This window comes from Nocardia jinanensis (assembly GCF_014645735.1).
GTDB classification, from domain to species: Bacteria; Actinomycetota; Actinomycetes; order Mycobacteriales; family Mycobacteriaceae; genus Nocardia; species Nocardia jinanensis.
Window position 1 is genome coordinate 41,299 of sequence record NZ_BMMH01000001.1, and the last position, 26,929, is coordinate 68,227.

General features: G+C 65.9%; 26 protein-coding genes and 1 pseudogene. 11 read left to right on the forward strand and 16 right to left on the reverse strand.

Going from position 1 to position 26,929, the window contains the following annotated elements; all coding sequences use genetic code 11:
* Positions 1-3: 3 nt before the first annotated feature.
* Complete coding sequence (locus IEY68_RS00185) at positions 4-1,218, reverse strand: CaiB/BaiF CoA transferase family protein (protein ID WP_058857055.1); 1,215 nt, start codon at positions 1,216-1,218, stop codon at positions 4-6.
* Positions 1,219-1,425: 207 nt separating this feature from the next.
* On the opposite strand from IEY68_RS00185, the gene IEY68_RS00190 reads away from it, so the two are divergent.
* Complete coding sequence (locus IEY68_RS00190) at positions 1,426-2,475, forward strand: LacI family DNA-binding transcriptional regulator (RefSeq protein ID WP_199805015.1); 1,050 nt, start codon at positions 1,426-1,428, stop codon at positions 2,473-2,475.
* An 848-nt stretch (positions 2,476-3,323) separates the two neighbouring features.
* Positions 3,324-4,085 (forward strand): hypothetical protein, encoded by a 762-nt coding sequence (locus IEY68_RS00195; RefSeq protein ID WP_156426426.1) that lies wholly within the window; start codon positions 3,324-3,326, stop codon positions 4,083-4,085.
* A 139-nt stretch (positions 4,086-4,224) separates the two neighbouring features.
* Here IEY68_RS00195 and IEY68_RS00200 read toward each other — a convergent pair whose 3' ends face one another.
* From IEY68_RS00200 to IEY68_RS00240, 9 genes are all read right to left on the reverse strand, one after another.
* Positions 4,225-5,448 carry a hypothetical protein gene (locus tag IEY68_RS00200; protein ID WP_189093956.1) on the reverse strand — a complete coding sequence of 408 codons (1,224 nt, stop codon included), beginning with the start codon at positions 5,446-5,448 and terminating at the stop codon, positions 4,225-4,227.
* A gap of 491 nt (positions 5,449-5,939) precedes the next feature.
* Positions 5,940-7,154, reverse strand: coding sequence for an MFS transporter (locus IEY68_RS00205; protein WP_058857061.1), 1,215 nt, complete (start codon positions 7,152-7,154; stop codon positions 5,940-5,942).
* 13 nt (positions 7,155-7,167) lie between these two features.
* Positions 7,168-7,746: a histidine phosphatase family protein gene (locus IEY68_RS00210; RefSeq protein WP_189093957.1), complete on the reverse strand. Its 579-nt coding sequence runs from the start codon at positions 7,744-7,746 to the stop codon at positions 7,168-7,170.
* Positions 7,733-8,521, reverse strand: coding sequence for an SDR family oxidoreductase (locus IEY68_RS00215; RefSeq protein ID WP_063916163.1), 789 nt, complete (start codon positions 8,519-8,521; stop codon positions 7,733-7,735). Before IEY68_RS00215 ends, IEY68_RS00210 begins: the two co-directional genes overlap by 14 nt.
* A 5-nt stretch (positions 8,522-8,526) precedes the next feature.
* A complete protein-coding gene (locus IEY68_RS00220; protein ID WP_156426428.1) occupies positions 8,527-9,819 on the reverse strand; it encodes an ATP-grasp domain-containing protein in 1,293 nt (430 codons plus the stop codon).
* Positions 9,807-11,045, reverse strand: a complete 1,239-nt coding sequence (locus tag IEY68_RS00225; protein WP_058857065.1) for an ATP-grasp domain-containing protein — start codon at positions 11,043-11,045, stop codon at positions 9,807-9,809. The genes IEY68_RS00220 and IEY68_RS00225 overlap by 13 nt, the downstream gene beginning before the upstream one ends.
* A 5-nt stretch (positions 11,046-11,050) precedes the next feature.
* The gene (locus IEY68_RS00230) at positions 11,051-12,151 is read right to left on the reverse strand and encodes a radical SAM protein (protein WP_058857066.1); all 1,101 of its coding nucleotides are present in this window, start codon (positions 12,149-12,151) and stop codon (positions 11,051-11,053) included.
* A gap of 455 nt (positions 12,152-12,606) precedes the next feature.
* Positions 12,607-13,950, reverse strand: a complete 1,344-nt coding sequence (locus IEY68_RS00235) for a PucR family transcriptional regulator (RefSeq protein ID WP_058857104.1) — start codon at positions 13,948-13,950, stop codon at positions 12,607-12,609.
* A 508-nt stretch (positions 13,951-14,458) separates the two neighbouring features.
* Positions 14,459-14,803, reverse strand: a complete 345-nt coding sequence (locus tag IEY68_RS00240; RefSeq protein WP_058857067.1) for a DUF1801 domain-containing protein — start codon at positions 14,801-14,803, stop codon at positions 14,459-14,461.
* Between the two features lie 161 nt (positions 14,804-14,964).
* Here IEY68_RS00240 and IEY68_RS00245 point away from each other — a divergent pair, with 161 nt between their 5' ends.
* The 5 genes from IEY68_RS00245 to IEY68_RS00265 all read left to right on the forward strand — a co-directional run bounded on the left by IEY68_RS00245 (position 14,965) and on the right by IEY68_RS00265 (position 18,781).
* The gene (locus IEY68_RS00245) at positions 14,965-15,492 is read left to right on the forward strand and encodes a MarR family winged helix-turn-helix transcriptional regulator (protein ID WP_058857068.1); all 528 of its coding nucleotides are present in this window, start codon (positions 14,965-14,967) and stop codon (positions 15,490-15,492) included.
* Positions 15,493-15,864: 372 nt separating this feature from the next.
* On the forward strand, positions 15,865-16,866 hold the full coding sequence (locus IEY68_RS00250; RefSeq protein WP_189093958.1) for an MlaD family protein: 1,002 nt from the start codon (positions 15,865-15,867) through the stop codon (positions 16,864-16,866).
* A 97-nt stretch (positions 16,867-16,963) separates the two neighbouring features.
* On the forward strand, positions 16,964-17,605 hold the full coding sequence (locus IEY68_RS00255) for a hypothetical protein (protein ID WP_058857070.1): 642 nt from the start codon (positions 16,964-16,966) through the stop codon (positions 17,603-17,605).
* 546 nt (positions 17,606-18,151) lie between these two features.
* Positions 18,152-18,307 (forward strand): DUF6131 family protein, encoded by a 156-nt coding sequence (locus IEY68_RS00260; protein WP_189093959.1) that lies wholly within the window; start codon positions 18,152-18,154, stop codon positions 18,305-18,307.
* A gap of 105 nt (positions 18,308-18,412) precedes the next feature.
* The gene (locus tag IEY68_RS00265) at positions 18,413-18,781 is read left to right on the forward strand and encodes a hypothetical protein (protein WP_058857071.1); all 369 of its coding nucleotides are present in this window, start codon (positions 18,413-18,415) and stop codon (positions 18,779-18,781) included.
* A gap of 34 nt (positions 18,782-18,815) precedes the next feature.
* On the opposite strand, the gene IEY68_RS00270 is transcribed toward IEY68_RS00265, so the two are convergent.
* From IEY68_RS00270 to IEY68_RS00295, 6 genes and pseudogenes are all read right to left on the reverse strand, one after another.
* Complete coding sequence (locus IEY68_RS00270; RefSeq protein ID WP_156426429.1) at positions 18,816-18,959, reverse strand: hypothetical protein; 144 nt, start codon at positions 18,957-18,959, stop codon at positions 18,816-18,818.
* A 65-nt stretch (positions 18,960-19,024) separates the two neighbouring features.
* A pseudogene (locus tag IEY68_RS36890) lies at positions 19,025-19,087 on the reverse strand (hypothetical protein); the annotation flags it as partial.
* A 13-nt stretch (positions 19,088-19,100) separates the two neighbouring features.
* Entirely contained in the window at positions 19,101-19,925 is an 825-nt protein-coding gene (locus IEY68_RS00280) for an ABC transporter permease (RefSeq protein ID WP_058857072.1), read from the reverse strand.
* Entirely contained in the window at positions 19,922-20,731 is an 810-nt protein-coding gene (locus IEY68_RS00285) for an ABC transporter permease (RefSeq protein ID WP_058857073.1), read from the reverse strand. Before IEY68_RS00285 ends, IEY68_RS00280 begins: the two co-directional genes overlap by 4 nt.
* A complete protein-coding gene (locus IEY68_RS00290) occupies positions 20,728-21,519 on the reverse strand; it encodes an ABC transporter ATP-binding protein (RefSeq protein ID WP_058857074.1) in 792 nt (263 codons plus the stop codon). The genes IEY68_RS00285 and IEY68_RS00290 overlap by 4 nt, the downstream gene beginning before the upstream one ends.
* A gap of 31 nt (positions 21,520-21,550) precedes the next feature.
* Positions 21,551-22,606 carry an ABC transporter substrate-binding protein gene (locus tag IEY68_RS00295; RefSeq protein ID WP_082681682.1) on the reverse strand — a complete coding sequence of 352 codons (1,056 nt, stop codon included), beginning with the start codon at positions 22,604-22,606 and terminating at the stop codon, positions 21,551-21,553.
* Positions 22,607-22,878: 272 nt separating this feature from the next.
* Here IEY68_RS00295 and IEY68_RS00300 point away from each other — a divergent pair, with 272 nt between their 5' ends.
* The 4 genes from IEY68_RS00300 to IEY68_RS00315 all read left to right on the forward strand — a co-directional run bounded on the left by IEY68_RS00300 (position 22,879) and on the right by IEY68_RS00315 (position 26,926).
* Positions 22,879-23,616: a FadR/GntR family transcriptional regulator gene (locus IEY68_RS00300; RefSeq protein WP_373292941.1), complete on the forward strand. Its 738-nt coding sequence runs from the start codon at positions 22,879-22,881 to the stop codon at positions 23,614-23,616.
* A gap of 147 nt (positions 23,617-23,763) precedes the next feature.
* Positions 23,764-24,330 carry a MaoC family dehydratase gene (locus tag IEY68_RS00305; protein WP_058857076.1) on the forward strand — a complete coding sequence of 189 codons (567 nt, stop codon included), beginning with the start codon at positions 23,764-23,766 and terminating at the stop codon, positions 24,328-24,330.
* Entirely contained in the window at positions 24,327-25,541 is a 1,215-nt protein-coding gene (locus IEY68_RS00310) for a CaiB/BaiF CoA transferase family protein (RefSeq protein ID WP_058857077.1), read from the forward strand. The genes IEY68_RS00305 and IEY68_RS00310 overlap by 4 nt, the downstream gene beginning before the upstream one ends.
* On the forward strand, positions 25,538-26,926 hold the full coding sequence (locus IEY68_RS00315; protein ID WP_058857078.1) for an MmgE/PrpD family protein: 1,389 nt from the start codon (positions 25,538-25,540) through the stop codon (positions 26,924-26,926). Before IEY68_RS00310 ends, IEY68_RS00315 begins: the two co-directional genes overlap by 4 nt.
* Positions 26,927-26,929 lie beyond the last annotated feature (3 nt).

Genomic DNA, 26,929 nt, shown 5'->3' on the forward strand with positions numbered 1-26,929 from the left:
TGGTCAGGAGATCCGGGAGACGGCCGGAGACCGGTAACGGTGGACGGTGCCGCCGGATTCGAGTTCCTCGATCCGGTCGGTGCTGACGCCGAGTTCCGCCAGGACTTCCTCGGTGTGCTCGCCGTTGCGCGGTGCCGGCCGATAGACCTTCTGGGTCTGGTTGCTCAGCCGGAACGCGAATCCGGGGGTCACCACGGTGCCCTCGGTGGGATGGTCGTATTCGACGAAGGACTGGTTGTGCCGGACCTGCGGGTCCGCGCGCAGCTGGGTGTAGTCGTAGACCGGGCCGACCCACACACCCGCGGCGCCGAGGGCGTCCAGCCAGTGCGCGGTGGTGTTCTTCGCGAGGTTCTCGGTGACGAGCGCGGAGATCTCGTCGCGATGGGTGAAGCCGTCGCGTTCGGCGTCGTACCGCAGAAAACGGTCGTCGCCGAACACCGTCGCCAGCGCGTCCATCTCGGCGAAGGAGAGCGCGAGCTGACCGTCGGAGGTCGGGAACACCCCGTAGGGCGCGCGGATGTAGGAGTGCGCGTGGATCTGATCGGTCGGTTCCTGCCGGATTCCGCCGACTGTCGCGACGCTGATCTCTTGCATCTGCGCGGCGATGATCGAGTCGAGCATATTGACCTCCACCAGCTGGCCCTCGCCGGTGCGTTCCCGGTGGAACAGTGCCGCCATGGCCCCTTCGAACGCCGAATAGGCGGTGATGGCGTCCGCCAGGAAGAACGGCGCCGGACGCAGTGGTTCGCCCCGGCGCTGCGCACTGGCCAGGCCACCGCTCATCGCCTGCAGCAGGACGTCCTGGCCCGGCCGGTCGGCATAGGGGCCGGTCGTGCCGTAACCCGACATCGAGACGTAGACCAGGTCCGGTTTGATCGCGCGCAGCGTCTCGTAGTCCACACCGAGCCGCCCCGCCACACCCGGCCGGTAGTTCTGCAGGAACACATCCGCAGTGCGCACGAGCTCGTACAGCAGTTCGCGCCCCTTCTGGTCCTTGAGGTTCATCGATAGCGAACGCTTATTGCGGTTGAGCGAGAGGAACGACGCGTTCACCTCGTTGCCGCGGGCGCCGCCCGCCGATACGTGCCGCTGCCATTCCCCGCCCACCGGCTCGACCTTGATCACATCGGCGCCGAGATCAGCCAGTTTCTGCGCGGCGAACGGTCCGGCCATGGCGATCGACAGATCCAGCACCCGAATACCGTCCAGCACATTCATCCTGCTACTCCCTGTCTCGGACCACTGTACGAGTAGTCACATAGTGTTCTGCGCCACGAATGTTAGCGGTAACGTTAGCGGTAACGCAAGAGGTTGCTCGGCACCGGGAACTCACCGGCTATGGCGTGGCGAACGCACTGCGCCGGGCCGGGTGCGGCCTGCCGGGTATGCTCCGCACACAGCAGAAGCAGGGTTTCGGGAGGTAGCGTGGCCGGAGTGGAGCGGCGGCGGCGCGTACGCGCCAAGTCGTCCACGAAATCGGTCACCATGCAGGACGTCGGCCGCGCGGCAGGCGTATCCGCCCAGACCGTCTCACGTGCGCTGAGCTTCCCGGATCAGGTGTCGGAGGAGACTCGGCGACGGGTCGAACGCGCCATCGCCGATACCGGTTACCTGCCGAACCTCGCCGCGAGCAGCCTGGCCTCCAATCGCAGCCGCACCATCGCCGCGATCCTCCCGGTCATCTCCACGTCGATCTTCTCCGACACCCTGCGCGCCGCCGCCTCCCGCCTCACACCCGCCGGATACCAGCTGATCGTCGGCTACACCGACTACCACCCGGAACGCGAAGAAGACCTGGTGCGTGGATTCATCCAGCGCCGCCCCGACGGATTCTTCATCGTCGGTACTCTGCACACCCCGGATACGCTGCGACTGCTGCGCACCTACGGTGCGCCCGTAGTCGAAACCTGGGACTGGATCGACGACCCGCTGGACACCCTCGTCGGTTTCTCCAACGAATCGGCCACGGGTGATCTGGTCCGCCATCTCGTATCCCGCGGCCATCACAAACTGGTCTTCGCCGGCACCATCGGTTCCGGTGACGCCCGCGCGATCCGGCGCCGCGACGGATTCACCCGCGCCGTCACTGAACTGGTGCCCGACGAACCGGTCCGCATCGTCGATCTGCCCGGCCGTGATATCTCCATGGACACCGGTGTCGCCCTGCTCGACACCGCGCTGGAACGTTTCCCCGACGCGACCGCCATCGTGTTCGCCACCGATGTACTGGCCGTCGCCGCTGTGCTCGCCGCCGTACGCCGCGGTATCGCCGTCCCGGAACAGCTGGCCATCACCGGTTTCGGTGATTTCGAGATGGCCCGGCACATCAACCCGGCGCTCACCACGGTGAGCGTGGATATCGACGCCATCGGCACCACGGCGGCGGATCTGCTGCTGGCCCGGCTGGCCGGGACCTCGATCGAATCGGCCACCGTGGATGTGGGATACCGGATCGTCACCCGCCAAAGTGCTTGAAACTCGGGGACGGATCGGCGAGAACCACCACCGATGATCCGACCGTGACACGACTTTCCAGCAACCGCCGCACGAGGAGGGGAGACAGACCCCCTGGGTCTTCGCCCACCTACCGAGCTCGGTGAGCTCGGCGGCGAGCTCGGGATCCAGTCGTAGTGCGAAATCGAACTGCGGCAGCACGTCGCGAAGCAGATCCGGATCCAACTGCGTCGCCGCGGCCACCGCCGCGACTGCGGGGTCGGAGAGCTGCTTCAGATCCGTTCCCGCATCCGCGAGACATCGCCCTCGGCGTCGGCGAGTCCTGCGGATGTGAAGAACTGCCGGGTCACCTGCGCCGCCACTGATCGCGAAGTCTCTCGATTCGCCGGAGACCCGATCAGCCCACGCCGATTGTGCACTCCTTACAAAGATCTCCCGGAACTACGGCCGCACAGACCGTTTTCCGCCCGGCACCAGCTGGCTAGAATTGTCCACCAGAGCGAATGGAAATGATCGCACCACTGCTCGACGCAGCATCCGCTACCACGATCGACGGATTCGGCATATACCCGATTCGAAACCCCTCTGGTCCGTTCCACTGGTCGAGACCCTTTCGAAAAGGTGAAGCCTCGATGGCAAAGCCGGCGCCACAATGGCAAGTGCCCCTGACTTCCCAAGGCCGGACGGGCGACTCGGGCATTGGGGCGGCGTGACGTGTCCGGCACCGCTGATCTCCCCCTTCAGCTCCGGCGAGGTGGTCCGCGCATAGCGAGGAGCGCCGGCAGCGGGGCCTCGGGGCGCCCGCGCGGTCGAAGCCCAATGGACGCATTTCCCTATAAGAGTTTCCACACCAGCCGGGATGAAATCGTATGACGAAACAGCCGATAGCGGCACTCAGTGGCATCGGGAATGCCTCCGTTTCGTCCTCGCGTGGTCTCACCGCGACCTTGGTAGGCGGAGTGAAACGGTTCTCGACGGCGGCAACCGATCTCTGCCGGTTCCTCGACGGCCGGCTGTCCTCGACCAGCCGCCACCTCGCCGGACCGAACGGCATGGTGCCGAGCATGGACGGCGCGGAAAGCCGCGGCGCCGCGGCCTTGCTGGGTAACGGGAACGTCAACCTGCGCAGCGATCACGTCAAAAAAGCGATGGAGCCCCCGAACCAGAAGGCCGGGTACGGCGGGGCACTGCTCATCGGCGGTGGTATCGCCGTAGCCGGTGCGGTAGCGGCGGGAGGCGGTGGAGGGTCGGAGACATCCGGCGGATCCGGCGGCAATGACGACGATCACGGCGACAGCGGTGGTGCCGCGACAGACCGGGACCGGCGACCCACTCCGGAAAAAGGGACGAATTACCACGAGGGCCCGTTGGATACCGGTCTGCCCGGCAATTTCGACAAGCAACTGGATCGGGTCGGCGGAGGTGATTCCGCCGCGGAACAGAAGATCCGCGAATTCCGCAACAATGGTTGGCAGGTCAGGTTCACCGAGCCCGGGACGATCAAAGGTGAAACGTATATGGACTGGGACAGCGTGAACAAAGACGGGCTGCACACTCTGTGGCTGTCCACCGACTTGATGAATCTCCCGCCCGAGGAACTGATGGCGGCTATCGCGGATGCCATCCCCTGACAGACGCTCCCCACGCCGAAGGCGAAGATTCTGCCGAGATCCCGGTCTCCGGATGGTCGGGGACGGCTCGGCCGGGGCCGCCGTCACCGCCTCGGTGACACCATGGATATCGACGCCGCCCCGGATCCCGATATCGGTTTCACCCACTCCTGTCGGCGAATCCGATTCCGACGACCGTGGTATCGAAATCGGCGCTGCCGGTGAAGAATGCCTCGGAGGTGCTCTGATAGACGAGCATCGGCCGGTGCGGATCTCCGGTTTCGGAGTGGTTGGCGCGCCACCATGTATCCGTCGGTGCGTCGTACCAGGCGTAGTCGTAGTTGAGGAAGCCCAGGCGGTTTCTGTGGAAATCACCCCACATGTTCACTTGGCCGGTGGCCGGTCCGGGAAGAAAGCGGCCGTACTTCGGGCTGTCGGTCGCCTCGTACTGGCGGCGGCCATCGCTGATGACCTCCCGGCCGGCCGGATCACGCACATAGTCCTGGCCGGACCAAAGATGTTTGGCGAAGATGACGGGCTCCCAATCGGCCGGACTGCCGGTCGTGGGCAGGTTCGCGGTGACGTCGGACAGTTGTGACAGAGCCGGATCGTTGTGCACCCGGCGCTGGAATTCAGCGACGTTCGCGGGCTCGCCGGAAAGAATCTCGTCGAACTTCGCGGCGTAACCCCGTGCGACGGCCAACGCTTGCTCGCCGTCGTGGATTCGGGCCTCCGTCCGGGCAGTCCGCGCCTGTTTTATCTGCTCGGCCGGAATATCCGACCATACTTGCCGGGCCGCCGCCCGCGCCTGCCGCAGGTCGTACTCCGTCGCCATTACCTCATCGAGTCGTCGGAGAACATCAGGGCTACCGTCGGTGGCGCCCGGCCCGCGCCGGGCGGCCGCGAGTTCGTCGTATGCTGCCACTCGCAGTGCGCGGCAACGACGGATCTCGGCATTCGCGGCTTCGCCGAGCGCCAGCACGGTGGCCGACTGCGGGGTTCGCGGATGACCGAACATCAGATTCGAGGGTGGTAATTTCTCGCTGTTCCGGCCCAGCCTCAACAAGGTGAGACCGACACAGCCGCGGTCGAGCGTATGCAATTCGTCCGCGGTCATTCGCCGCCCGATCCGACTCTCCCACATGTCGACGTACTCGTGCTTCGTGAAGATACGCTGACGTACTGGACGCCCGTATCTGTCCCGGTGTTCAGCGGGGTCGAGTCGTCGGGTGAGAGTGAGGTCGCTTCCCGTTCCTATTTCCGGTTCCCGGCTGACGACAGCGATACGGGAGGCGAGATCGCGATCGGTGGTGCGCCACGGACCGTTCGTCAGCGTGTCGGAGATACCACGCATATGCCTGTTCGCGAATACATCGGTGATCACATGAGCAATTGCACTCAGACGGCCCCCGAGATGCGCGATCAACTCTCTCCCGCCGCCGGAGATGCCGGGCACCTGATTCTGGTCGAAATGGCGCAGCTGGACTCCTGGATGAAACCGACAACAGCTCGGCAGGAGCGCGGCGGAACCACGGCACACCCCGAATCGGAAGCCGGGAAACTGCGTCGACGATCCGACGGATCGGCATCTCATGGGAGTATTGCGGCGGCGGATATATAGCTGACGACAGCGGGGGTGAATTATCGATGAACTCTATATCTCGGCCGATGGCGACGAGTCCGCGGGAGACAACCTTACCGGTATTGGTTGGATGATCACTTCAATTGAATCTGGTGGACAATGCTAGCCTCTGGACCCAGGGCGAGGAACGGCCTGTGGGGCCATAATTCGGGCAGAGCTTTGTGAGGAGTGCACAATCGAAACGGTCCGACGGAAAATATCGGGCCGCGCAAGCCGCCCCGGAGCGCGAGTTCTCACGCATCCACCAAATGCGCGGAAGTGCGCTGCGCCCAGCGCGCCGCCGGCCCGACGGCCAACCCCGCGCCCAGGAGAACACCGCCGAGCAGGATCCACCCCGGCTGTCCCCAGTCGATGCAGAGCACGCTGAGCAACGCTGGGGCCGCCGCAACGCAGATACCAGTTCCCATTCCGAATATCCCCTGGTAGCGACCCTGCGCATGGTCCGGTGCCAGGTTGAAGCTCAATTCGAATTCACCTGCGGCCTGACCGATTTCACCCAGCGTGTGCACGATCACCGCCACAACGAGCAGTAGGCATGCGACGATCGGCGGCCCTGCGGCGCTCGCGCAGAACAGGACGCAGCCACCTGCCAGCAGGACGGCGGCATGGCGGGTGATCGTGACTCCGTCGGCGATAGATTCGACGCGGTGGCCTGCTCGTATCTGGAGACAGACAACCAGCAGCGTGTTCGTCAGCAGCAACGGCGAGACCAGCCAGGCGGGGGCCGTGGTGTGCGTGACGATCCATAGCGGCAGCACCACCGCGAGCACCGGATATTGCAGCGACAGCAGGCCGTACACCCCGGTGACACCCAGGTAGGGAATATCCAATCGGCCGCGGCGGATACCGCGACCGTCATCGACTCCCCGCACCGGCGGGCATGGCGGAATACGGGCGATCACCAGCGCGGCGAGCAGGAAACTGACCGCGTCGGCGAGGATCAGCGCCAAATAGGCTGTGTACGTGTCGTGTTGGATGGCCAGTCCGGCGCCGGCGGCGCCCACCGCCACCCCGATATTGGTGACCGCCCGCAGGTAGCCCCGCAAATGAGCCCGGCCGCGACCGCCGACCTGGGCGATAAGGGCGCCGCGCACTGCCCTGCTGCCCTGCTCTGCGATGCTGACCACGGTCGCCACGACGACGAATGCGCCGAAATCGTGAACCAGAGCGAGGGCGGCGGTGGCCAGCGCTTCTGCGGTGAGCGTGACCAGGTAGATCGTCCGCGGGCCGATACGGTCCGCGAGGTGCCCGACCGCGGGGCCCGCACCGAGTCCGAGCAGACCGGCGATGGACAGCCCGATTCCCACGCTGGTGCCGGTCAGTCCCACCGCCCGCGTCAGGAAGAGCACGACTCCGGCGAGGTAGAGCCCGTTGCCGACCGCGGTGATCAGAATCGCCCACGTCAGCGTTCGGGCGGGGCCTTCCGGCAGGTGCACTGCGGCACTCATCCCGGCGCCCGGCTCAACCCAGCACCATGGCCTGGCCCGGGGCCGGACACGGCAGGTCCGCCCACCGCTCGTGCCGCATACCCGCAAACGACCCGGCCAGCGCCAATATCGTGTTGGCGTGGGTGACGATCACCAGCCGCCCGCTGGACCGGGGTAATCCTGTGGTGTGCGCTACCAGGACAGGCACAGCCCGTCGCGCTACCGCGACCAGTCCCTCCCTGCCGTCGAACGAGCCGATATCGCCGGATGCCCAGCGGGCGAATCCATCAGGACTGGCGGCGGCTACCTGAGCCCGCGTAAGCCCTTCCCACGACCCGAGGAACTCTTCCCGCAGAGCGGTACTGGTCATGATCTGCCGGCGATCGATCTCCGCGGCCGTGGCGATGGCCTCAGCGGTCTGTCGTGCCCGGCCCAGGTCGCTGCTGAGGATGATCTCCGGCTGCGGATGCCGCAGCGCCCGGCCGAGTTCGGCTGCTTGGGCCCGCCCCGCTGCCGACAGCGGGATGTCCCGGTGACCGCTGAAACGTCCCGCGCGCGACCAGTCGGTGGCACCGTGCCGTGCGATGACGATCTCCCAGTCAGGTACGGCCACCGGAGCCACCCGATACATCCACGGAACTCCCGGTCACATACGAACAGAGCGGCGAAAGCAACAGTGCGGCAACGGGTGCCACCTCTCGCGGTGTGCCGAGCCGACCGATCAGCACGCCGCGCCGGGTTGCCTCGGATACACACCAGTCCGCGAACGGTTCAGCGGCTCCGGAGGCATCGTAGCGGGCTCTCTGCCGATCGGTCACGATCGCACCGAGGCTGATCGCGTTGACGAGTACCCCGGACGGTGCCAGCTCCACGGCAAGTGACCGGGTCAGATTGGCCACGGCCGCGCGCGCCGCGCTGACAGCGGCCATACTCGCCTCGGGCGCATGTGCCGTGACACCGTTGACGACCACCACCCGCCCGGCATCCGAACGTTGTAGGGCGAGTACCGCGGGGGTGACCAGGTTGAGCACCGACATCACCTTCACTCGGAACTGGTCCTGCCACTCTGTATCCGGGGTCGTCAGCACGCCGCCGGAGACGCCGGCGCCCGCATTGGCCACAACGCCGTCGAGGCGCCCGAAACGATCGGCAGCCGTGCCGACGGCCCGGCCGAGCGCCGCCGCATCCGCGACGTCGACGGTTTGCGTCAGCAACCGATCGCGGTGCTCCGATGACAGTGCGGCACGCAGTTCACCCAGCCCGGCGGCGCCCCTGGCGCAGGTGGCGACCGAAGCGCCCTCGGCGAGCAGCAGCTCCGCGATCGCACGGCCGATACCGCGGCTACCGCCGGTCACGTAATAGGCCCGTCCGGCCAGGCGAAGGTCCACGTGAGTCAGCATTCCTTCCAGGGCTCAGGTGACAGGTGCTCGTCCAGCCACTCGATAACAGAGTCGTGGACCCGCCGTACTCCGGCATGGTCATCCCCTACGAGCAGTGCGTCGGCCACATAGTCTGACACTTTCGCGGCCCGCTGCGGCTGATCACGCCGCCGGCCGTCGTCGCGTGCGGTGAAGTGAACGACGCCCGGGAGATCGCATTCCAGTCCGGCGGGGAGCAGTCGGGGAGATCGGGGAACCACTATGTCGCCGTAGCACCGACCGGGATCCGGGACCGCGCGCGTCACCGGCACGGCGTAACCGGCCTGACCGAGACAAGAAGCCTGCTCCAGGTCGATGCCGAGGGACGCCCGGGCGATCGAGTTCAGGTTGCCACCGCCGGTACGGCAGGCGATTTCGCAGAGCATCGGGCCGTATCGAGGGTGGTCGAAGAGTTCGCAGTGGAAACTCATCGTCTCCGCAGCGGCCGGCAGCGCGCGTAGCAGCCGGGTGAGATATCCGCGGGCCGCCGCGACGCGCGGGTCATCGGGGTCGAGCAGCAGAATGCCGTGCGGCTGCAGGTCCACCAGTGAACGCAGGCAGGTTCTGGTATAGGTGCCGACCATCACGGCCTGAATACTCCCGGCCCGCATCAACCCGTCGACCGAGAGCATCGGCGCCTCCACCCATTCCTCCACGAGGTAATCAGCGGAGTCGTCACACGGCAGCGCTCGGGTACGCATCCAGGATTCGATCTCGGACCGGTTGTGCAGCACGGTGATATCCACCGCGCCCGATCCATCCACCGGCTTCACCACCACACCGCCGGGGTGGCTGTCGGCAAAGTCCATCAGGTCGGAAATCGACTCGACGAGCCGGTGGTCCGGAACCCGCAGTCCGGCCCGGCCGGCCAGCGCCTTCATCACCGATTTGTTCCGGAACGCCGTGGCCGACGCCGGACCCTGGCCGGGAATGTTCAGGTGCGCGCGCAGTTCGGCGGCCCGGACCACATCACACTCGCTCAACGCCACTATCCGATCGAACGGCCGCCGCGCATGCTCGCTGGAGAGCGCTTCATCGATGGCACGGTTTCGCTTCCAATCCGGAAAGAGCCGGGGTGGGGTCGAGTAGCCGTGCGGTGTCCCTGTCACAAAGGCACGAGCGGCGGGGGTGTCCTCCGCGAACAGCACCGCCTCCGTGCCGTAGTCGGCCAGCCAACGGTCGTAGCGGTAGGTGGCCAATGGTTTCTTCGAAAGGACGGCCACCCGTGTCCGGCCATGCCGTGGGAGGTCGCGCGTCAACTCGTCCATCGGCATTCCTCGGCCCACCATCGGGTGGTCTCGGTGATCCGGTCCTGTACCTGCTCGGCCGTGTCCGCATGGACCGACACGGTCGCAGCCGGATGTGCGGCGTATTCGGGTCCGTCCGCGAGAGTGCCCGGCGCCATCCGCAATTCGACCTCTGTCCCCTCGACAGGGCAGGTTCCCGGCGGCGGATCGAATCGGCCACGCCCGGGCGGGAATACTATCCAGCCGCCGGCGCGGCGGGGTGCGGCGGGTTGCCCCACCAGCGCAAGGTCCAGTCCACATTGTCCACGCAGGTTCTCGCGGGACAGATGCACGCCGAAAGCATCCTGATAGGTCCCGGCGACGAGGGCGCCGCCGGTCCGCGTAGCGACTTCGCAGAGCACGGGCCTGCCGGCCGCCGGGATCCACGCCTCCAGGTGAAAGCTCGTGGGAAACGGCGGCGCGGGCAAGGCGCGGTGGACGTCGGCAGAAAAACGTTGCAGCAGAGCTGTCCGCGGGTCCTCCGGTGAGAGCAACACGCTGGACAGCTCCATCTCCGCCTGTGCCGCCTCCGCATTTCCGCTGTTGTACTGGCTGGGCCAGCAGTGCGCGACCTCTCCGTCGACGATCAGCCCGTCCACGTGAAAGAACGGGGCATCGATATATTCCTCGGCGATCCACCGGCCCGACCGTTGTGGCGTCGCAGGCAGTTCTCCCGAGGCAAAGAACGCTGTGACATCCGCGCCGGTACGCAGGATACGGACCCCGATGGACGCGGAACCGCGCCTCGGCTTGACGACGACCGGCAGGTCCACTGCCTGGATGAACTCGATGAGATCGGTGGGCCGATCGACGGCCCGCAGCCGGGGCACGCCGAGCCCAGCGGTGCGCACCGCGGACTTCATGATCAGCTTGTCGCGGTAGGCGCGCGCGGATTCCAGCGACTGACCGGGCACTCGGAGCCTATCGCGCAATCGGGCGCAGCGGAGCACATCGTCCTCGCTCGAACTGGCGACGAGACCGACTCGATGTTCACGCGCCGCGCACTCGGCCGCCCATTCGGTGGACCACGACTGGTAATTCGACACCGTCCGGTAGTCGAGGAACCGAGCCCGCACATCCGCGCGGACCTTCACCGACGCTGCGGGCACGGTGACCAGAACCGTATCGGCCACGACCTCTTCGAGCCACTCGTGCAGGGGACGCTCGGTGAGCGGCTTCCGTGAGAGCAGCAGGATCTTCTCCGGCACTGTGATCAGTCGGTGCCGACGATATCGAGCGGCAACAAGTTCGCCGGTTTCCATTCGGGCGCGGGATTCACGACACCGGTCGGGGACGACCAGTTCAGCCGCGCCGGGCACGACGCGACACCGTGCTCGTCCATGATCTCCGGGTACAGCTCCCGACGGCGTTCGACACAGGCGAGCAGACCGCCGTCCGCGGGAAACCAGCTGCCGAGGTATTCATCGGAGAAATTGCACACCAGCGCATGACCACAGGGCTCGCAGTAGATCTTGGCTACATTGGCGCAGTCCTTGACCGTGAAGCCCAGATTCCGTGCGGGCGGATAACAGGAGACCGTCACCTCGGGCCCCCCGGGTTCCTGGATCTCCTCGTACAGCTCCTCCATGATTCCGGTGAAGCGGTCGAACAGTGGAGCCGGGCTCAGACTCAACTCGGTCTGATTGGTCGCCGCCAGCCCGGACGGAATCCACGGCTTGATCTGCACGACGTCGACCCCGATCTCGCGCATGATGCGATAGATCTTCGGCGCCTCGTCGAAGTTGTGCTTTCCCAGTCCGATTCGGATGAAGACCCACAGTCCGGCCTCCTTGGCCAACCGAATGTTCCGCAGAATCAACTCCGCGTCATCTGATTTCGAGCCCTTCATCAATGCCGCCAGCCGCGCGGCGTCAGCGGTGTTGTAGGTGACCTTCACCCCGGCGAGTTTCATATCCACCAGCCGGGCGATCCGCTTCTGGTTCAACAGCGTGCCATTGGTCACCAGCCTGGTGGTGACTCCGCGTTCGCCCAGCGGTCGGAAGAGCTCCTCGACCAGATCCAATGCCATGAGCGGTTCCCCGCCGGTCCCGTAGACCGCCTCGGGCTTCTCCAACTCGGTGGGCGAGTCGATCCAGTCGAACAACGACTGCGCGAACAGGCCGGCATCCAGCGGATTCAACCGCTTTCCGATGTAGTCCTCGTTGACGCAGAAGATGCATGACCTATTACATCCGTCGAGAAACTTGACTTCGACACCGTCGGTGGGGATGTATTCGGCCAAACCGGTCTGCGGGAAGTGCTCGACCCGGAATTTACGGTACTTGTCCAACTGTTCTTCCGAATGGTTTGCCACGCTGAGATACCTTCTCCCACAGTCGTTTTCGGTCCCCTCGATGCAATTCGAACGGTACCGGCACGTCCAGGTAGCTCTCTCCCATTGATGGGAATGATCGGACGATGTCGCGTATATCGCAGACTCTCGATCCGTGCATCCGGCTGTCACCCGATCAATTCGGAGAGCGAATGGCCCGATCGGCCATATCCGCGACCACATGCCCCATGGTGAGATAATCCGTAGTTCGGTCCTGCGGCTTTGGATCGGCTTTGCCGCGACCATTCGGCACGATCGCGGCCGAATTCGGTTCGCCCGCGAAACAGCACGAAATACTCGCGCGGGATCGCTGTGCACCAACATTATCGACGGCAGCCATTCGCGCCGGCCGGCCTACGGGTGCGGATGCCCCTGACTGGACTCGACCAGTGGGCGGAGAGACCCGAACCACGAGCAGCGTCCCAGTGGATCCGGCATCACCCCGAAGGTCGGGCAGAAGTTTCCGAGGCCCGGCGCAGCACACTGCCACCCAGGAGGAGACATGCCTGCAGAGCCAGCCCCACATCGAGTCTGTCGTGCGGTACCGCGCTGGTACGGGCCACCTCGATGGCCTTGTCGATGCGGTACTTGACTGTGTTGCGATGCAGGGTGAGCGTCTGAGCGGTTTGCACATGGTTCTCGCCGGTGGCGTAGAAAGTACCCAGCGTTCGACGGAGCGTCGCTGCCTGCGCGGTGTCCTCGGCGAGATCGCCGAGGACCTCCTGGACCCAGGCTCGGGTGGCGTCCAGGTCGGTCGCCAGCAGGGAGGTGACCGCCACCCCTGGATCAGCGAAACCCACGGTGGACGACAGATCCGGCGCTCCGGGCACGGTCGCGACGAAATAGGCGGCCCTGGCCTGCAGATGCGACCGCCGGAACCCCGGCAGGCCGTATCCCGGCAATCCGACGGTCAGCCGGACCCCGTCGGAGAGATCGATATTCGAACGCAGTTCGGTGGCGTCGGCCACCGAAACCCGCCGGCCGAACGGCAACCACGCCCACACTGTCCGGCGGTCGATGGCCGTCACAATTGCCGGACCGCCGGTGCGCAACAATGGACCGACCGCGCGTACCCGGGTTTCCAGCAGGTCCAGGGCGCTCGTCTGGTCATGGCCCTCGCGCCACAGGATGAGCGCCAGATGTTCCCGGTCCAACGAGTACCCCGCCTCTTGTTCGAAGGCGGAGGTGTCGGGATCGCCGGCCGAGAGCACATAGTGCACGGTGGACGACCGCACGCTACCGGGCGTATCCAGCCACCGCCTGTGCTCGGCCTCGTAGGCTTCGAAGACGTAGCCCGTGATCCAGTCGATATAGCTGTAAATGATCTCCGTCAGCCGTTCGACGACCGCCAGGGCAAGCGATGCGGGCAATGCGCCGCGGTCGAGTTCGATGTAGCAGATCCGGAGCATTTCGTTCTGTCCCATATGGTACGCACGGACCAATGAATGGGAGGGCACGTCGCGCTGGGCCAACCGGAGTGCGTACTCGACAGCCGCCGCGGCGGGTTGCAGGCGCTCGACCGGAATATCGTTGATCAATATGTCGATCACCGCGGCCACATTGCCGGCCACGCTGGCATTGAGCATGTCCACCAGTCGCGGATCATCGTCGAGATGGTCTATTTCACGCGCCATCAGGGCGCTCATTCCCACGCTGATCTCGTATTCGCGAGACTTCAACACACGCGCGATCTCGGATATGACAGCCGCGACCTCGCCGTCGGTCCTACCCGGCGCCCGTGCCGGTCGGCGCGGTGATACCGGTGTGTCCGAAGACGTCATTCGTGAACGATCTTCCTGGTCGGCGGTCGAGGCATGGGCCACAGATACCTCAGCGCCGAAACCGCGGCCGGTCCGCCGTGTGAACTCGGCCTCGCCCAGTATGTACCGGCCGGGCCCGAGGTGCCTCATCGTCGGCGACGGCAGCGTATTCCCCCACGAATACTCTGCCCGGAAGCCGAGCGGTTCGTGCGCGATCTCGGGCGAGCACCGGATCCGATCCCGCAGTGGTTTCCGCGCGAGTCCGACCGGGCCGCTCGGCGGAGCATCCCCGGTGGTGAGGCCCACGGCGCCCTCCTCGGCAGAGACGATCGGATTACGAAACACTCCGGAGAGTGATCGGTTTCGGCGTCACCGGAGCACTCAACTCTGGGGCGCTACGCTACCGATCCGGTCCCCCCGTGAAAATGGTCCGCGAGGCTACACTTCGGGACGGCAGTTGTGAATTGTGCACAGTCGCTTTTCTTCTCGCGCCGAAGGAACCCTCCTGCTCGACGTGGCGGCGGCCCGTTCAGAGGCCGCTGCTCGCCTTTGCCAGGAACTCGGCGAGCAGGTCGTAGTCGACATCTCGACCCTCGACGATATCGGCGGTCTTGCGTTCACCGTTGCCCATCGGCCTGAGCACTCCTTCGACCGCGTCGACCTCGGCGGCATTGAACACCATGAACGACACCTTGTTCTTCGCCACGTGGATCACCGCGGCATGCCGACCGTTCTTCGAGAAGTGCGGTTTGCCGTACTGGATCTGCTCATCGGCGGTGGGGATCGTCTGGTGGATCATGGCGCGCAACTTGCGGCACACCTCGATCTGCCACGGTGGCAACTTGTCGATGTATCGGGTGACTTCGTCGTTCATGGCGTCCTCCTCAGAACTCGATGAGCGTGGGATGGGTCGAAGCGATGATTCTGCGCATTGCGGTGTCCTCCTCGGAGGCGGGGCCGTCCGGCCCACTGCGAAGATAATCACACACTTGATAGTTAGATGTCAAACTATCAAGGGTCGAATAGGATGGCGTCATGAGTGAGAACACCCCCGAACCCGACTCCACCGACGCTGTCGTTGCCGCTTGGGCGCGTGAACGCCCGGACCTCGAGCTGACCGCGATCGGTATCGTCGGCCGCCTCGGCCGTGCGGCTCTCCTCCTCCGCCCGGCACAGGAGCGAGTATTCGCCGAATTCGGGCTTCAGCCAGGCGAATTCGATGTTCTGGCGACCTTGCGCCGGACCGGCGAGCCCTACACCCTCATCCCCTCACAGCTCTCGGCGGCGCTGTTGCTCACGAGAGCGGGGATGACCAACCGGATCGATCGACTGGTGTCCTCCGGCCTGGTCGAACGCACACTCGACCCCGACGACCGGCGCAGTTTCCACGTCCGGTTGACCGAAAAGGGCTACACCACGGTGGACGAGGCGATGACCGCGCACACCGCCAACGTCACGCGACTACTCTCCGCACTCCCCGAATCCGGACAGGCCGCCCTGGAAGACCTCTTACGAACGCTGCTGCGCACACTGGAAGCCCCGGACGCTCGAGTCACCGAGTAACCGATCCGCGGTCAGCGCGGTCCGGGTCCACATCGGGAGGGGCACACACCTCGACCACAGAAATCCACCGGCGGAATCGACGACGCGCCTATCGGGCTCCGTCCGAGCCGCGAACCTCGAAATACGCACTCCCAGGCGGCAACCGGGCTCGCTTCGCCGAGAAATACTCGCCATGATTCTGGACCTGTGTCTCCCACCGGGCCTGCCGTACGGTTCGGTCGCCCTTGCCTGTCACCGGCTGCCGGAACCGATGAACCGTCTCGTCTCGACGTTCCCGGTCTTCGACCGACGGTGCTGTCGCAGCTCGAAGCGTCGCCGTATCATGCCGCACCTCGCATGGTGGGCCGGCGCACCCGGAATGAAAGGAGTCCGATGTCATCGGTGCGTGGCCCTGCGATCGGCTTGTCGGTCTTCGGTGTCCTCGTTGTCGTCTGTCTGAGCCTTGTCGTGACCACTGTGCGCGGACCGGCCACCGACGCCGATATCGATGCCGAGTACACGGCGGTCTTCACCGATGCCTCCGGCCTCACTGCCGGAAGCGATGTTCGAATAGCGGGTGCCAGGATCGGAACCGTCACCGCGATCGCCGTCACCGATGACACCACGGCCCGGGTGGGTTTCACCCTCGGTGACGACCGGCCGATCCTGGACACCACCCACGCCGCGGTCCGCTATCAGAGCTTGCTCGGGCAGCGTTACCTGGAACTGTTCGAGTCCGGGCCGGGAGGGGTCCCGCTCGCCGCGGGAGCAACGATCCCGCGCGATCGGACTGTGCCGAGTTTCGACGTGTCGCGACTGTTCAGCGGATTCGAACCGCTGTTCACCGCGCTCGACATCGAGCAGCTGGGCCGATTGGCGGAGAACCTGGTCTGTGCCCTACAGGGCGACAGCGCGGCTATCGGAGCGGTGCTGGAGGATCTGGACGATCTGCTGGAGTATGCGACGAATGAGCACGCGGCGATCGTGGTGCTGATCCACAATCTGTGGACGGTCGCCGCCGAAATCGTCGGCCTGGCCGAACACGTCGGAGAGCTGATCGAGCGGATCGCCGGACTCATCGGGATGTTCGACCGCGCCGTCGAACTGGTGAACTCGCTGTTCGCGGAGGAATCGGGGCCCGAACCCGAGGGCGGGACTCACGCCGACCCGGAATCTCTCTTCGACGGCACCTACCCATCGCCGCACGAGCTGTTGCGCACGCTCACGGCCCATCCCGACCAGCTCGTGGAAGTCCTGGCGCTGATGCCGGAACTGATCAATGGATCGAAGGCGAACTACCCCGCCGGAACCTCCGTATCCGCTTCCACCTGTTCGACCTGGCCGTTGGCCGCCTCGGAACTCGCCGGGACGCGATATCGGGCGCTGTGCCGATGAAGTTCCCTATGGCGGATCGAATCCCCCGCCACGATCCGCCTTGCCGGCGGATCCGCCCGCATCACCGTCACTCTCCCGTAGTAAGCGAGAACCCGCAGTGCGCGACGCATCGGAAACCGTCCCCGGTCATCACACCGCCGACTCCACAGCGGTAGCCGGCGAACAGTGGGAATCCGGTGAACCGAAGCGCGATGGGCGCTCCGGACCGGGTGGACAACGCGAGCTCGACGAGCAGCGCGCGTCCGCTTCGTGGACCACAGTGGGAGCGTGGGGGCTCGCCGCGCTTGCGCTCGTCACGTTGTCGGCACTTCTCGGCTGGCGCTGGTATTCCGCTGAGAGTGAGCTCGATGCCCTGCGTAGCCGCATCACCGATCGCGACCGGGTGGCCGCTGTCGCGGCCGACTACGCGAAACGTTCGCTGACCTACGACTTCCGCAGCCTCGACACCTACTTTGCCGGTGTTCAGCACGGAACCACCGCCGGATTGTCCCATCGCTACGACACCGTCCGCGCCACGCTCACGGAGGTCATGACCGAAGCCGAGGTCATCGCACAAGGCGATATCGTGGGCACCGCGGTCGACGCGGTCGACGGTGACAACTACATCGTCACCGTCTTCGCGACCCAGCAGACCCGTAACGCTCGGCACGCGGAACCGGTCGGCGCAGCCACCCTGGTTACCGTGGACGTACAGCGTGCCGGCGATGAATGGCTGGTCGCCGACTATCGCCCGCGATGAGGCGTCGCGAACGCACGCCGACGGCACCCAACCGAGGACGTCGACGGCTCTATTCGCGAGCAGTTCGCCGAGCGTGCCGAAGCTCGTTCGGGCCGGCATCGGTCCTGATGAGTCAGTACCGGAGGGGCCCGGCCGAGCGCCGTTGACTTTGCCGGTAGCCAGGCGTGTACTGGAAATCTGCAATGTCGAGTCATTGCAGATGGCGGTGGGTCCAGTGAGTAATGAGAACAGCCCTGATACCTATACCGGCAATGTCATGGTGCTCGGCGCCCCTATCACCGAGTCCGCCAGAATCGCACGTCGTGAGCTCGACCGCTCCCCGCACGAATCAGCACTGCTGAGCCCGCAGCGTCACGACCTCGGCACAGAACTCTTCGAGTGCTGGGCTACCGATCGACTCGCCTTGTGGCCATCCGATCCGGCCTCTCGGCCCGTCGAGACCGCGACGCTGTGGGCTCACCCGCAGAACCGCGCAGACGATACGGTCCGCAGAGGTGGTCGAGACCGCTCGGGCCGCGAACTCCCATACCGAAATCAGGTTCCCTCATGATCATTCTCGGGATCATCCTGCTCGTCGTCGGACTGCTGTTCAATCTCCAGATTCTGTGGACCATCGGGATCATCCTCCTCGTAATCGGGCTGGTGCTGCTCCTCTTGGGGTCGATGGGCCGCGCGGTCGGCGGGCGACGCCACTACTACTGACGCGGGTAGGGCAGTCGTGCGGAGCGACCGTGCCCCGCCGCCGGCTGATGTTTGGGGCCGTCGAACGATGTCGTCGAGCAATCACACTCGAGGTGAGGAGCCGAAATGGCGACCAGCACGATCGTCATAATCGTTGTTGTCGCGGTTGTCGCAGTCCTGATCATCGCTGCGCTGATCTGGATGGCTACGACCAAACGGAAGGAACAACGCCGTATCGAAGCGGAAACGATCCGCGGCGAAGCGGCCGACGAAGCGCACCGGGTCGGACAGCGCGAAGCGCTCGCCGACGAGACTGCGGCCAGGGCTCGCGCGGCGGCGGCCGAAGCCGAAGCCAAAAAAGCCCAGGCGGCCGGTCTGCAACAGCGGGCAGCCACACATCGCAGTGATGCGGCCGCCTCCCGCGACGAGCTCGACCAGGAGTTCGAGCGCGCCGACAAGATCGATCCGGACACGAAGAATCGAGGGACTACCTGACACAGCTGGGCTCGAAATCCGGGCCGGCCGGGTTCTACTCCTTCGCCCGGACGACGCCCGGATTCTCTGATGAGTCCAGCCGGCTGTCCCCGTTGACGTACACCGGCAGATGACGGTGGGCGTTGGAGATGAAACGGGCCACCGCACCGAGCTCATCCGGCGCGGCAGCGAGTTCCATATCGGGAACCCCTGGAAAACGGCCGGCAGCGCTACCGTCGCTTCCAGCCGCGCCAGTGGTGTGCCCAGGCAGTAGTGGGCGCCGTGGCCGAAAGCGAGGTGGCTCTTGACCGTGCGTGTGGAAACCAGCCTTGACCACCTGTCAGCGGGCCGGTCCCTTGAAGCGCGCGGCGATGCGGTTCTCGAGGGCCTGCAGGGCGATCGTCGGTGGCAGGGCGATCACCACGATCAGCACCACCGTCCCCATGATGTTCTCCATACGGATGAGACTCACATTGCGCACCATCTCGTAGCCGATGCCGCTCGCCGAGGAGAACATCTCCGCGAGGAGCAGCCCCAGGAACGCGAGACCGAAGGTCGTACGCATACCGGTCGCGAGCGCCGGAAGGGTTGACGGCACGATGATCCGCTGGATGAGCGCCATCCGGCTCATCCGCAGTGACGCCGCCATCTTCAGATGCAGCGGGTCGACCGACGCGGCGCTCTCGACGGCCATGATGAACATCGGCACGAAGGCCGCGTAGAAGGCGAAGCCACCTCGGCTGAGCTGCCCGATTCCGAGGAACGACAGGAACAACGGGTACAGCACGATCTTCGGAATACTGTTGATCGCGTAGATGATAGGCAGTACCGCGCGCGACCAGAAGGCGCTCATACCGAGCGCGAGTCCGAGGATCGCGCCGGTCAGCACGCTGGCGACGAATGCCGCTATCAGCAGACGCAGCGAATCGAGCACATTGGCTCGAAACGATTCCGTGGCCAGATCGGCGAACAGCGACCGCATGGATTCGGAGGGCGTGGGAAAGATCTGGCTGTCGAGCACGGCAGCGGCTGCCCACCAGACCACGACCGCACCGGCGGCGACGAGCAGAGCCGGCGCGAACCGCCGGGAAGTGCTGATCCGGGGTGCTGCTTCGCGCAGTGATATCGGGCGGGTCGACAGCTGTTGCGACGCTGGGGACGTCATCGCCGGCGCCTCCAATCGAATCGGTTGAGCACTGCGGAGATGAGCAGTGTGGCCAGCAGCGCGAGCGCGGTCACCACGAGAATGCCGGCATACATCTCCGCGATATCGAAGCTGTCGTAGGCGATCGAAATGTAATGGCCCAGGCCGTCGGTCGAGAGAATGAATTCGCTCGCGAGCACCGAGATGACGGCGTAGGAGAGCCCGAGCTTCAATCCCGTGATGATGTTGGGCAGGGCGTAGGGCAGCAGTATCGACCGGAAGAACTGCCACCGCGTCATACGCAGGACTCGGCCCAGTTTTCCGATGATCGGCGTGGTGGCCTCGAACCCGGTCTGCGCGTTCACGGTGACGATTCCGAAGGCGAAGACGGTGGACAGCAGCGCGATCGGAGTGATTCCGCTGCCGAACAGCACCACCATGATGGGGTACAGCGCGAAGGTCGGCACCGCGTAGTACACATTGAGATACGGGCGGAAGGCACGTTTACACAGGTCGAACCGCCACAGCAGATAGGCGGCGGCGATGCCGAGCACGGAACTCACCGCGAAGCTGATGACGATGATCCCGAGTGTGCGCGCCAGCGAATCGATCAGGAACTCCCGGTCGCCGAGCAGGCGGGCGGTCTCGACGGCCATATCCGAAACCGGCACGATATCCAGCGGCGACGCGAACGACGAGCGCGCATAGAGCTCGACCAGCGCCAGCAGCGCGATGAGGACGACGACGGTCCAACCGGCGTTCGGCAGTCCCAGCACCCGGGCGGGCGCCGGCCGTAGATAGCCGGGAACGATGGAACGATCGCTCATCGGGTCACACTCATCGTCTTCTTCGCCTCGTCGCGCAGCGAGCCCCAGATCCGCTCGTGCAGCGATATCGCCGCCGGCGAGGTGAGCACGTCTTCCGAACGCGGCCGGTCGAGCTCGATATCGATCTCGTCGATGAACCTGCCCGGCCGGGCGCTCATCACCAGAACCCGGTCGGAGAGCAGGATCGACTCCTGGATGCTGTGGGTGATGAACAGGACGCCGCAGGTCAGTTTCTCCACGATCTCGAGCAGTTCGTAGGACATGACCAGGCGGGTCTGTTCGTCGAGGGCGCCGAAAGGCTCGTCGGCCAGGATCAGATCGGGTCGCATCGACAGGCACCGCGCGATCGCGACGCGCTGGCGCATCCCGCCGGACAGCTGCCCGGGGAAATGATCGCCGAAGCCGGCCAGTCCGACCGTGGCGAGCAGTTCGTCGGCGCGGGCCCGGCGCTCACGCTTGGCGACACCCCGGACCTCCAGCGCGAAAGCGACATTGTCCCGGACCGTCCGCCACGGCAGCGTGGCGGATTCCTGGAAGATCACCGCGGTACGTTCGCGCGGGCCGCTCAACGGCCGGCCATCCACCGAGACGGTACCGGCGTCGTGATCCTGTAGGCCGGCGACGATCTCGAGCATGGTGGATTTGCCGCAGCCACTCGGGCCGACGATGGAGACGAACTCGCCTCGGTCGATGCGCAGATCGACGCCGTCCAGGGCGGTGACCGCGCCGAACCGGCGGCTGACTCCGCGCGCGTCGACGATCGGTCCGGGCGTGGTGGGAGCATTCATGAACAGACCCTTCGCGGTCGAAGTCGGTACATCACGACGAGGACGTATCGGAGCATCCGCCGGGGAGCGAATGATCCACCTCGGCCGGCAGAAACTGTGGATCGAACAGGGTGCACAGATCGGGGTCGCGGTCGCTGCCCGACAGTTCGACACCCTCCTGGGCCGAGGCCACGGACACGGGATCGAAACCACCACCCCAGGTGCGCGCCGCCGCTGCCCGCTCGACCACTTTCAGCGCGGCGTCGACATCGAATCCCGAGTATTCGGCGTACAGCCGGGCCGCCGCGAGCGGATCGGCGTCGATCGATGCCACCGCGTCGGTGTAGCCCGCGGTGATGGCGCGCACCACGCCGGGGTTGGTGGCGGCGTAGTCCTTGGTCGTGGTGATGGTGGATTGCAGGAAGCGGTCGAGATACTCGGGACTGCTGGCGATGAGCTTGAAATCCTGCGGGCGCTGTTCGGCCACGATGGACGGCAGCATCGCCACGTCGACCGAACCGGCCTCCAGCAGGGCCAGCCCCTCGCCGATACCGCCGGACGAGATCCGCTCGATCCGGCCCGCCGGTATTCCGGCCAGCTTCGGGATCAGCCGTGAAAGCGCGTCCGTCGCCGAATTGGGACGCGTGTAGGCCCACCGGCGCACATCCTGGATCGCGTTGATTCGCGTATTCGAGGCGAGTGCGTAGAAGTTCATCGGGTACGGGCCCTGGGTGCCCCCGCCGACCACGCGCAGTTCGGCCCCGGTGGGATCGGCCTGCACGATCGACGGGTAGCTGACCTCCCCGATGGGGATATCGCCGTCGAGCAGCGTCCGCATGGTGGCGCTACCGCCCTTGCCCGGCACGATGTTCTCGACGATGACGCCGTACTTCTCGAAATGCCCCTGCTTCTGGGCGACCAACCAGGGGATGCTGTAGATCTCCGCCGCCGCCGAAACGGTGACGTCGATGGTGACCGGCGCGGCGGGGTCGGCGTCGGGTCCCGGACCGCCGGAGCATCCCGACAGTACGACGAGCAACGCGGCCAGACCGGCGAACCGGCCGCCGGGGTGGGTCCGCCGAGGCGCGGACGACAATGATGTGAGCATGATCCCTCGACATATCGTGCGGATCGGTGGAAACGAGGCCACCGTCGCGGTGGGAGGGGCGGCATCTGGATGTGGCCGCTCGCAGGATCCGGTGGATGAGACTTGGATTACAGTTGGTGACTGTAAACATATGATGCTTTGGTCGTCAAGGCCCCCCTTTTTCGAGTAACCGGGGTGATATGAGCGGTATATTGCCCCAATACAGCAGATGTTTTAGCGATCAGACCCGCGCACAGGCGTGACGCGCGGGCCGGCAGAGGAGGGGCCAGTTGGTGGTCGACCGCACGATTCATCGAGAACCGGCTGCACGGCCACAACTGGCCTACGAAGTGCTGGTGGAGACCATCCGGTCACGGATTCTGTCCGGTGAGCTCCCGCCCGGCACGCGCCTGCCCACCGAGCCGGAACTCAGCGACGAGTTCGGCGTCGGGCGCAGCACCATCCGCGAGGCGCTCCGTTCGCTCGCGTCACAGAATCTGATCCACACCACCCGGGGCGTGACCGGGGGAAGTTTCGTCACTGCGCCGAGCATCGGCCATATCAGCGCGCACCTGGAGACCGGTGTCGCGCTCATGGCGGCGGCGGAGACGGTGAGCGTCGACCAGCTGATGGAGGTGCGCAACCTGATGGAAGTGCCGGCGGCCGGGATGGCGGCTTTCCGGCGGACGGCCGAACATCTCGAACAGCTCGAGGCGGTCATGTTCGAACCCGACGGCACCCAGGGCCCGGCGACGTACGCGGCGAATCAGGAGTTCCACCTCATCCTGCTCCGCGCGGCGAGCAATCCCCTGCTGGAGTTGATCACAGCCCCGGTTTTCCGGGTGCTGTCCGGAAGGTTCGGCCGCGACCACACTCCGACCGGATTCTGGGAATGCGTGGACGACGACCACCGGGCGATCCTGTCCGTGGTCGCCCAGGGCGACTCGATGGCCGCGATGGATCTCATGCGCCGGCATCTCGACCACCTGCGGGACTCGTACCGGACGATGGACCGCCTCCGGTCCAGCTGACGCTATACATCAGATGTTTTAGACCCACTGCACGGCATCTCCTTGGGCATGAAAGCCTCCACTTGCAAATTTCAGGGTATTGACTACCTAAACATCTGATGTTTACAGTCGTCGTGACTGCCCGACCGAGGCCCGAGGAGGCAAACCGTGGCAACCCACCCCGCGATCCTGGGAAGATTCTTCGAGGACTACGCCGTAGGCGATGTGTACCAGCATCCGCTCGGACGGACCCTCTCCGAAGCCGACAACACCTGGGTGACCCTGCTGTCGATGAACACGAACCAGAACCATTTCAATGTCCATCTGGCACAACAGAATCCGATCACCAGCGGACAGGTCATCGTCAACTCGGGCCTCACCGTGGCGGTGGTACTGGGTATCTCGGTCCTGGACATGAGCCAGAACGCGATCTCGAACCTCGCGTTCACCGATATCAAGATGCGTCACCCGGTCTACGTCGGCGACACCATCTACGCGGAAAGCATCTGCACGGGCCTGCGCCGCTCGGAATCGCGGCCCTATGCCGGCATCGTCTCGATGATCACCCGCGGCCTGAACCAGGACGGTGACGAGGTGATCTCCTGGAAGCGGTCGGTCATGGTCGCGACCCGGGAGAGCGGGATCGGGCAGAACTATTTCCCCGCCGCCAAGAGCGGACCGCTCGAGCTACCCGGCACCGCGCCCGCCGGCGCCACGAACGGAGCATCGGCATGAGGCCGCTGGAAGATGTCCGCATCCTGTCGCTCGAACAATACGGCGCGGGACCGTTCGGGAGTCTGCATCTCGCGGACCTCGGAGCCGATGTGCTCAAGGTGGAGGACCCCGGAGTCGGCGGCGATGTCGGCCGGTACGTCCCGCCCTTCGCGGCCGGCGAAGACTCGCTGTTCTTCGAAACGTTCAACCGCAACAAACGCAGTATCTCGCTGGATCTGACGACCGACGCCGGCCGCCGGGTATTCGAGGATCTGGTCCGTGAATCCGATGTCGTGTACTCCAACCTGCGTGGCGACGTACCGCGGAAGATCGGCATCACCTACGAACAGCTGAAGCACCTCAACCCGGCGATCGTCTGCTGCAGCCTGACCGGATTCGGAATGACCGGACCGCGAGCGAAAGAACCCGGTTACGACTACATCTTGCAGGGCCTGGCCGGATGGATGAGCGTCACCGGCGATCCCGACGGCCCACCCACCAAATCAGGCCTGTCCCTGGTGGATTATTCCGGCGGATTCGTCGCGGCCATCAGCATCCTGGCCGGGCTGCACGCCGCCCGGCGCGACGGGGTGGGCGGTGATTGCGATCTGTCCCTGTACGACACCGCGATGGGGCTGCTCACCTACCCCGCGACCTGGCATCTCAACGGCGGCTTCGAACCTGTCCGCACCCGCAATTCCGCGCACCCGTCGCTGGTGCCCTTCCAGGCGTTCGAAGCATCCGACGGCTGGCTCGTGGTCGGCTGCGCCAAGGAGAAGTTCTGGCAACGACTCGTCGAGGCCATCGATCGGCCCGAACTCGCGACGGATCCGCGGTTCACCGATTTCGGAAGCCGCGGCCGCAACGCCGCCGAACTACTGCCCATCCTCGAAGCGATCTTCGCCGGGGCCACCGTCGAGCACTGGCTGTCCCTGTTGCGGCCCGCCGGTGTGCCGAGCGGTCCGATCAACGATATCGGCCAGGCCCTCACCGAGGAGCACACGCTGGCACGGGGTCTGGTCGTCGAGACCGAGCACCCGCGCTTCGGGACGGTGCGCCAGGTCGCCTCACCTGTGCGATTCGGTGACCAGCGACCCGAATACCGCCGGGCGCCGGCCCGCGGCGAGCATTCCGTGGCAGTACTGCGCGCACTCGGTTACGACGACGAACGAATCGCGGAATTGACGGCGGGCGGCGCGTTCGGCAAGGACAGTGCACAGGTCGCGCCGTGAGCGCGGCAGCGGTACTGGCCGACTGGGTACACCGAACCGGAGCGCGCGACCTCACCGACGAGGTGAAACACGCGGTCGGCCGGCATCTACTCGACGGCGTCGGCGTCACGATCGCGGCCGCGCGACTCGGGGCCGGCGCCCCGGGATGGACGGTGGCCCACGGTCTCGGCGGGCCCCCGCAGGCACGCGCGCTGACCGGCCGCGAGGCACTGTCGGCACCGGCCGCGGCAATGGGCACCGCGATGCTGGAGCACGCGTTGGACTTCGACGACACCCATGCGGGCGGCCTCGTCCACCCGACGGTGACGGTGCTCCCCACCGCGTTCGCGGTCGGCCAGGAGCTGTCGGCATCGGGTGAACAGACCCTGGTGGCGGCTGCCCTCGGGTTGGAGACGGTATGCCGCCTCGGCGCCGTCAGTCCGCACGGGTTCCACGCCCGCGGGCTGCACGCCACCGGGGTCGTCGGCCCGCTCGCCGCGGCGGTGACGGCGGGGCGGCTGATGGGCCTGCCCGCCGCCCGCCTCGTGGACGCCCTGGGGATAGCCGGTTCGTCGGCCGGCGGGTTGCTCGAGTTCCTGGACTCCGCCGCGGACACCAAATCGCTGCATCCCGGGTCCGCGGCCTTCGCCGGCGTGCTGGCCGCGCGACTGGCCGCGGCCGGCGCCGCCGGGCCGCCGTCGGTACTCGAGGGCAACCGCGGCGTGTACGCCACGCTATCGGAGCGGGCCGCCGACCTCGGCGTTCTCACCGACGACCTCGGGGGCCGCTGGGAGGCCACACAAATCGGGATCAAGCCGTACCCGAGCTGTCAGCTCATGCACGTAACCCTCGACGCCGTCTCGGCCGCTGTCGCGGGCATCGCCGTCGACCCGGTCGAGATCGTGGATATCGAGGTGCACGTCCACCCCGACTCCAGCCCCTTCGTCTGCGGCGACCACACCGGCACAGCACCGCCGCGCAGCACCTACGACGCCAAATTCGATCTGCCGTGGAGCGTGGCCGCCCTCCTCCACGACGGCGCGGTCACCGTGGACACCTACAGCGCCGGATCGATAGCGCGCGACCCTGTCGCCGCAACGGCGAAATCGGTCCGGGTGATCCCGGCCCCGAACCCGCTGCCCGCCGCCGCGGCCCCCGGCCGGGCGGCCCTCACGCTCCGTGACGGGCGCATCCTGACCGGCGAAGTGGCGGGCAGCAAGGGAACACCGGCCGTGCCCATGTCCGACGCCGAAGTCCGGGCGAAGTTCACCGGCAACTGCGCCGGGCACATGCGGGCCGACGAGCTCGCCGACCGAATCCTGGATCTGTCCGCCGAGGCCGATCTGACCGTCGTGCACGATCTCGCGTCGCTGATCGCGAGTGATCGGCACGGCGCCGAAAACTGAGGA

What these genes read in the sequence shown, in the direction of transcription:
- IEY68_RS00185 (WP_058857055.1), bottom strand. Translation starts at nt 1,218, where the DNA reads ATGAATGTGCTGGACGGTATTCGGGTGCTGGATCTGTCGATCGCCATG.
- IEY68_RS00195 (WP_156426426.1), top strand. Translation starts at nt 3,324, where the DNA reads ATGACGAAACAGCCGATAGCGGCACTCAGTGGCATCGGGAATGCCTCC.
- IEY68_RS00205 (WP_058857061.1), bottom strand. Translation starts at nt 7,154, where the DNA reads ATGAGTGCCGCAGTGCACCTGCCGGAAGGCCCCGCCCGAACGCTGACG.
- IEY68_RS00220 (WP_156426428.1), bottom strand. Translation starts at nt 9,819, where the DNA reads ATGGACGAGTTGACGCGCGACCTCCCACGGCATGGCCGGACACGGGTG.
- IEY68_RS00235 (WP_058857104.1), bottom strand. Translation starts at nt 13,950, where the DNA reads ATGACGTCTTCGGACACACCGGTATCACCGCGCCGACCGGCACGGGCG.
- IEY68_RS00240 (WP_058857067.1), bottom strand. Translation starts at nt 14,803, where the DNA reads ATGAACGACGAAGTCACCCGATACATCGACAAGTTGCCACCGTGGCAG.
- IEY68_RS00245 (WP_058857068.1), top strand. Translation starts at nt 14,965, where the DNA reads ATGAGTGAGAACACCCCCGAACCCGACTCCACCGACGCTGTCGTTGCC.
- IEY68_RS00250 (WP_189093958.1), top strand. Translation starts at nt 15,865, where the DNA reads ATGTCATCGGTGCGTGGCCCTGCGATCGGCTTGTCGGTCTTCGGTGTC.
- IEY68_RS00260 (WP_189093959.1), top strand. Translation starts at nt 18,152, where the DNA reads ATGATCATTCTCGGGATCATCCTGCTCGTCGTCGGACTGCTGTTCAAT.
- IEY68_RS00265 (WP_058857071.1), top strand. Translation starts at nt 18,413, where the DNA reads ATGGCGACCAGCACGATCGTCATAATCGTTGTTGTCGCGGTTGTCGCA.
- IEY68_RS00270 (WP_156426429.1), bottom strand. Translation starts at nt 18,959, where the DNA reads ATGGAACTCGCTGCCGCGCCGGATGAGCTCGGTGCGGTGGCCCGTTTC.
- IEY68_RS00280 (WP_058857072.1), bottom strand. Translation starts at nt 19,925, where the DNA reads ATGACGTCCCCAGCGTCGCAACAGCTGTCGACCCGCCCGATATCACTG.
- IEY68_RS00285 (WP_058857073.1), bottom strand. Translation starts at nt 20,731, where the DNA reads ATGAGCGATCGTTCCATCGTTCCCGGCTATCTACGGCCGGCGCCCGCC.
- IEY68_RS00290 (WP_058857074.1), bottom strand. Translation starts at nt 21,519, where the DNA reads ATGAATGCTCCCACCACGCCCGGACCGATCGTCGACGCGCGCGGAGTC.
- IEY68_RS00295 (WP_082681682.1), bottom strand. Translation starts at nt 22,606, where the DNA reads ATGCTCACATCATTGTCGTCCGCGCCTCGGCGGACCCACCCCGGCGGC.
- IEY68_RS00310 (WP_058857077.1), top strand. Translation starts at nt 24,327, where the DNA reads ATGAGGCCGCTGGAAGATGTCCGCATCCTGTCGCTCGAACAATACGGC.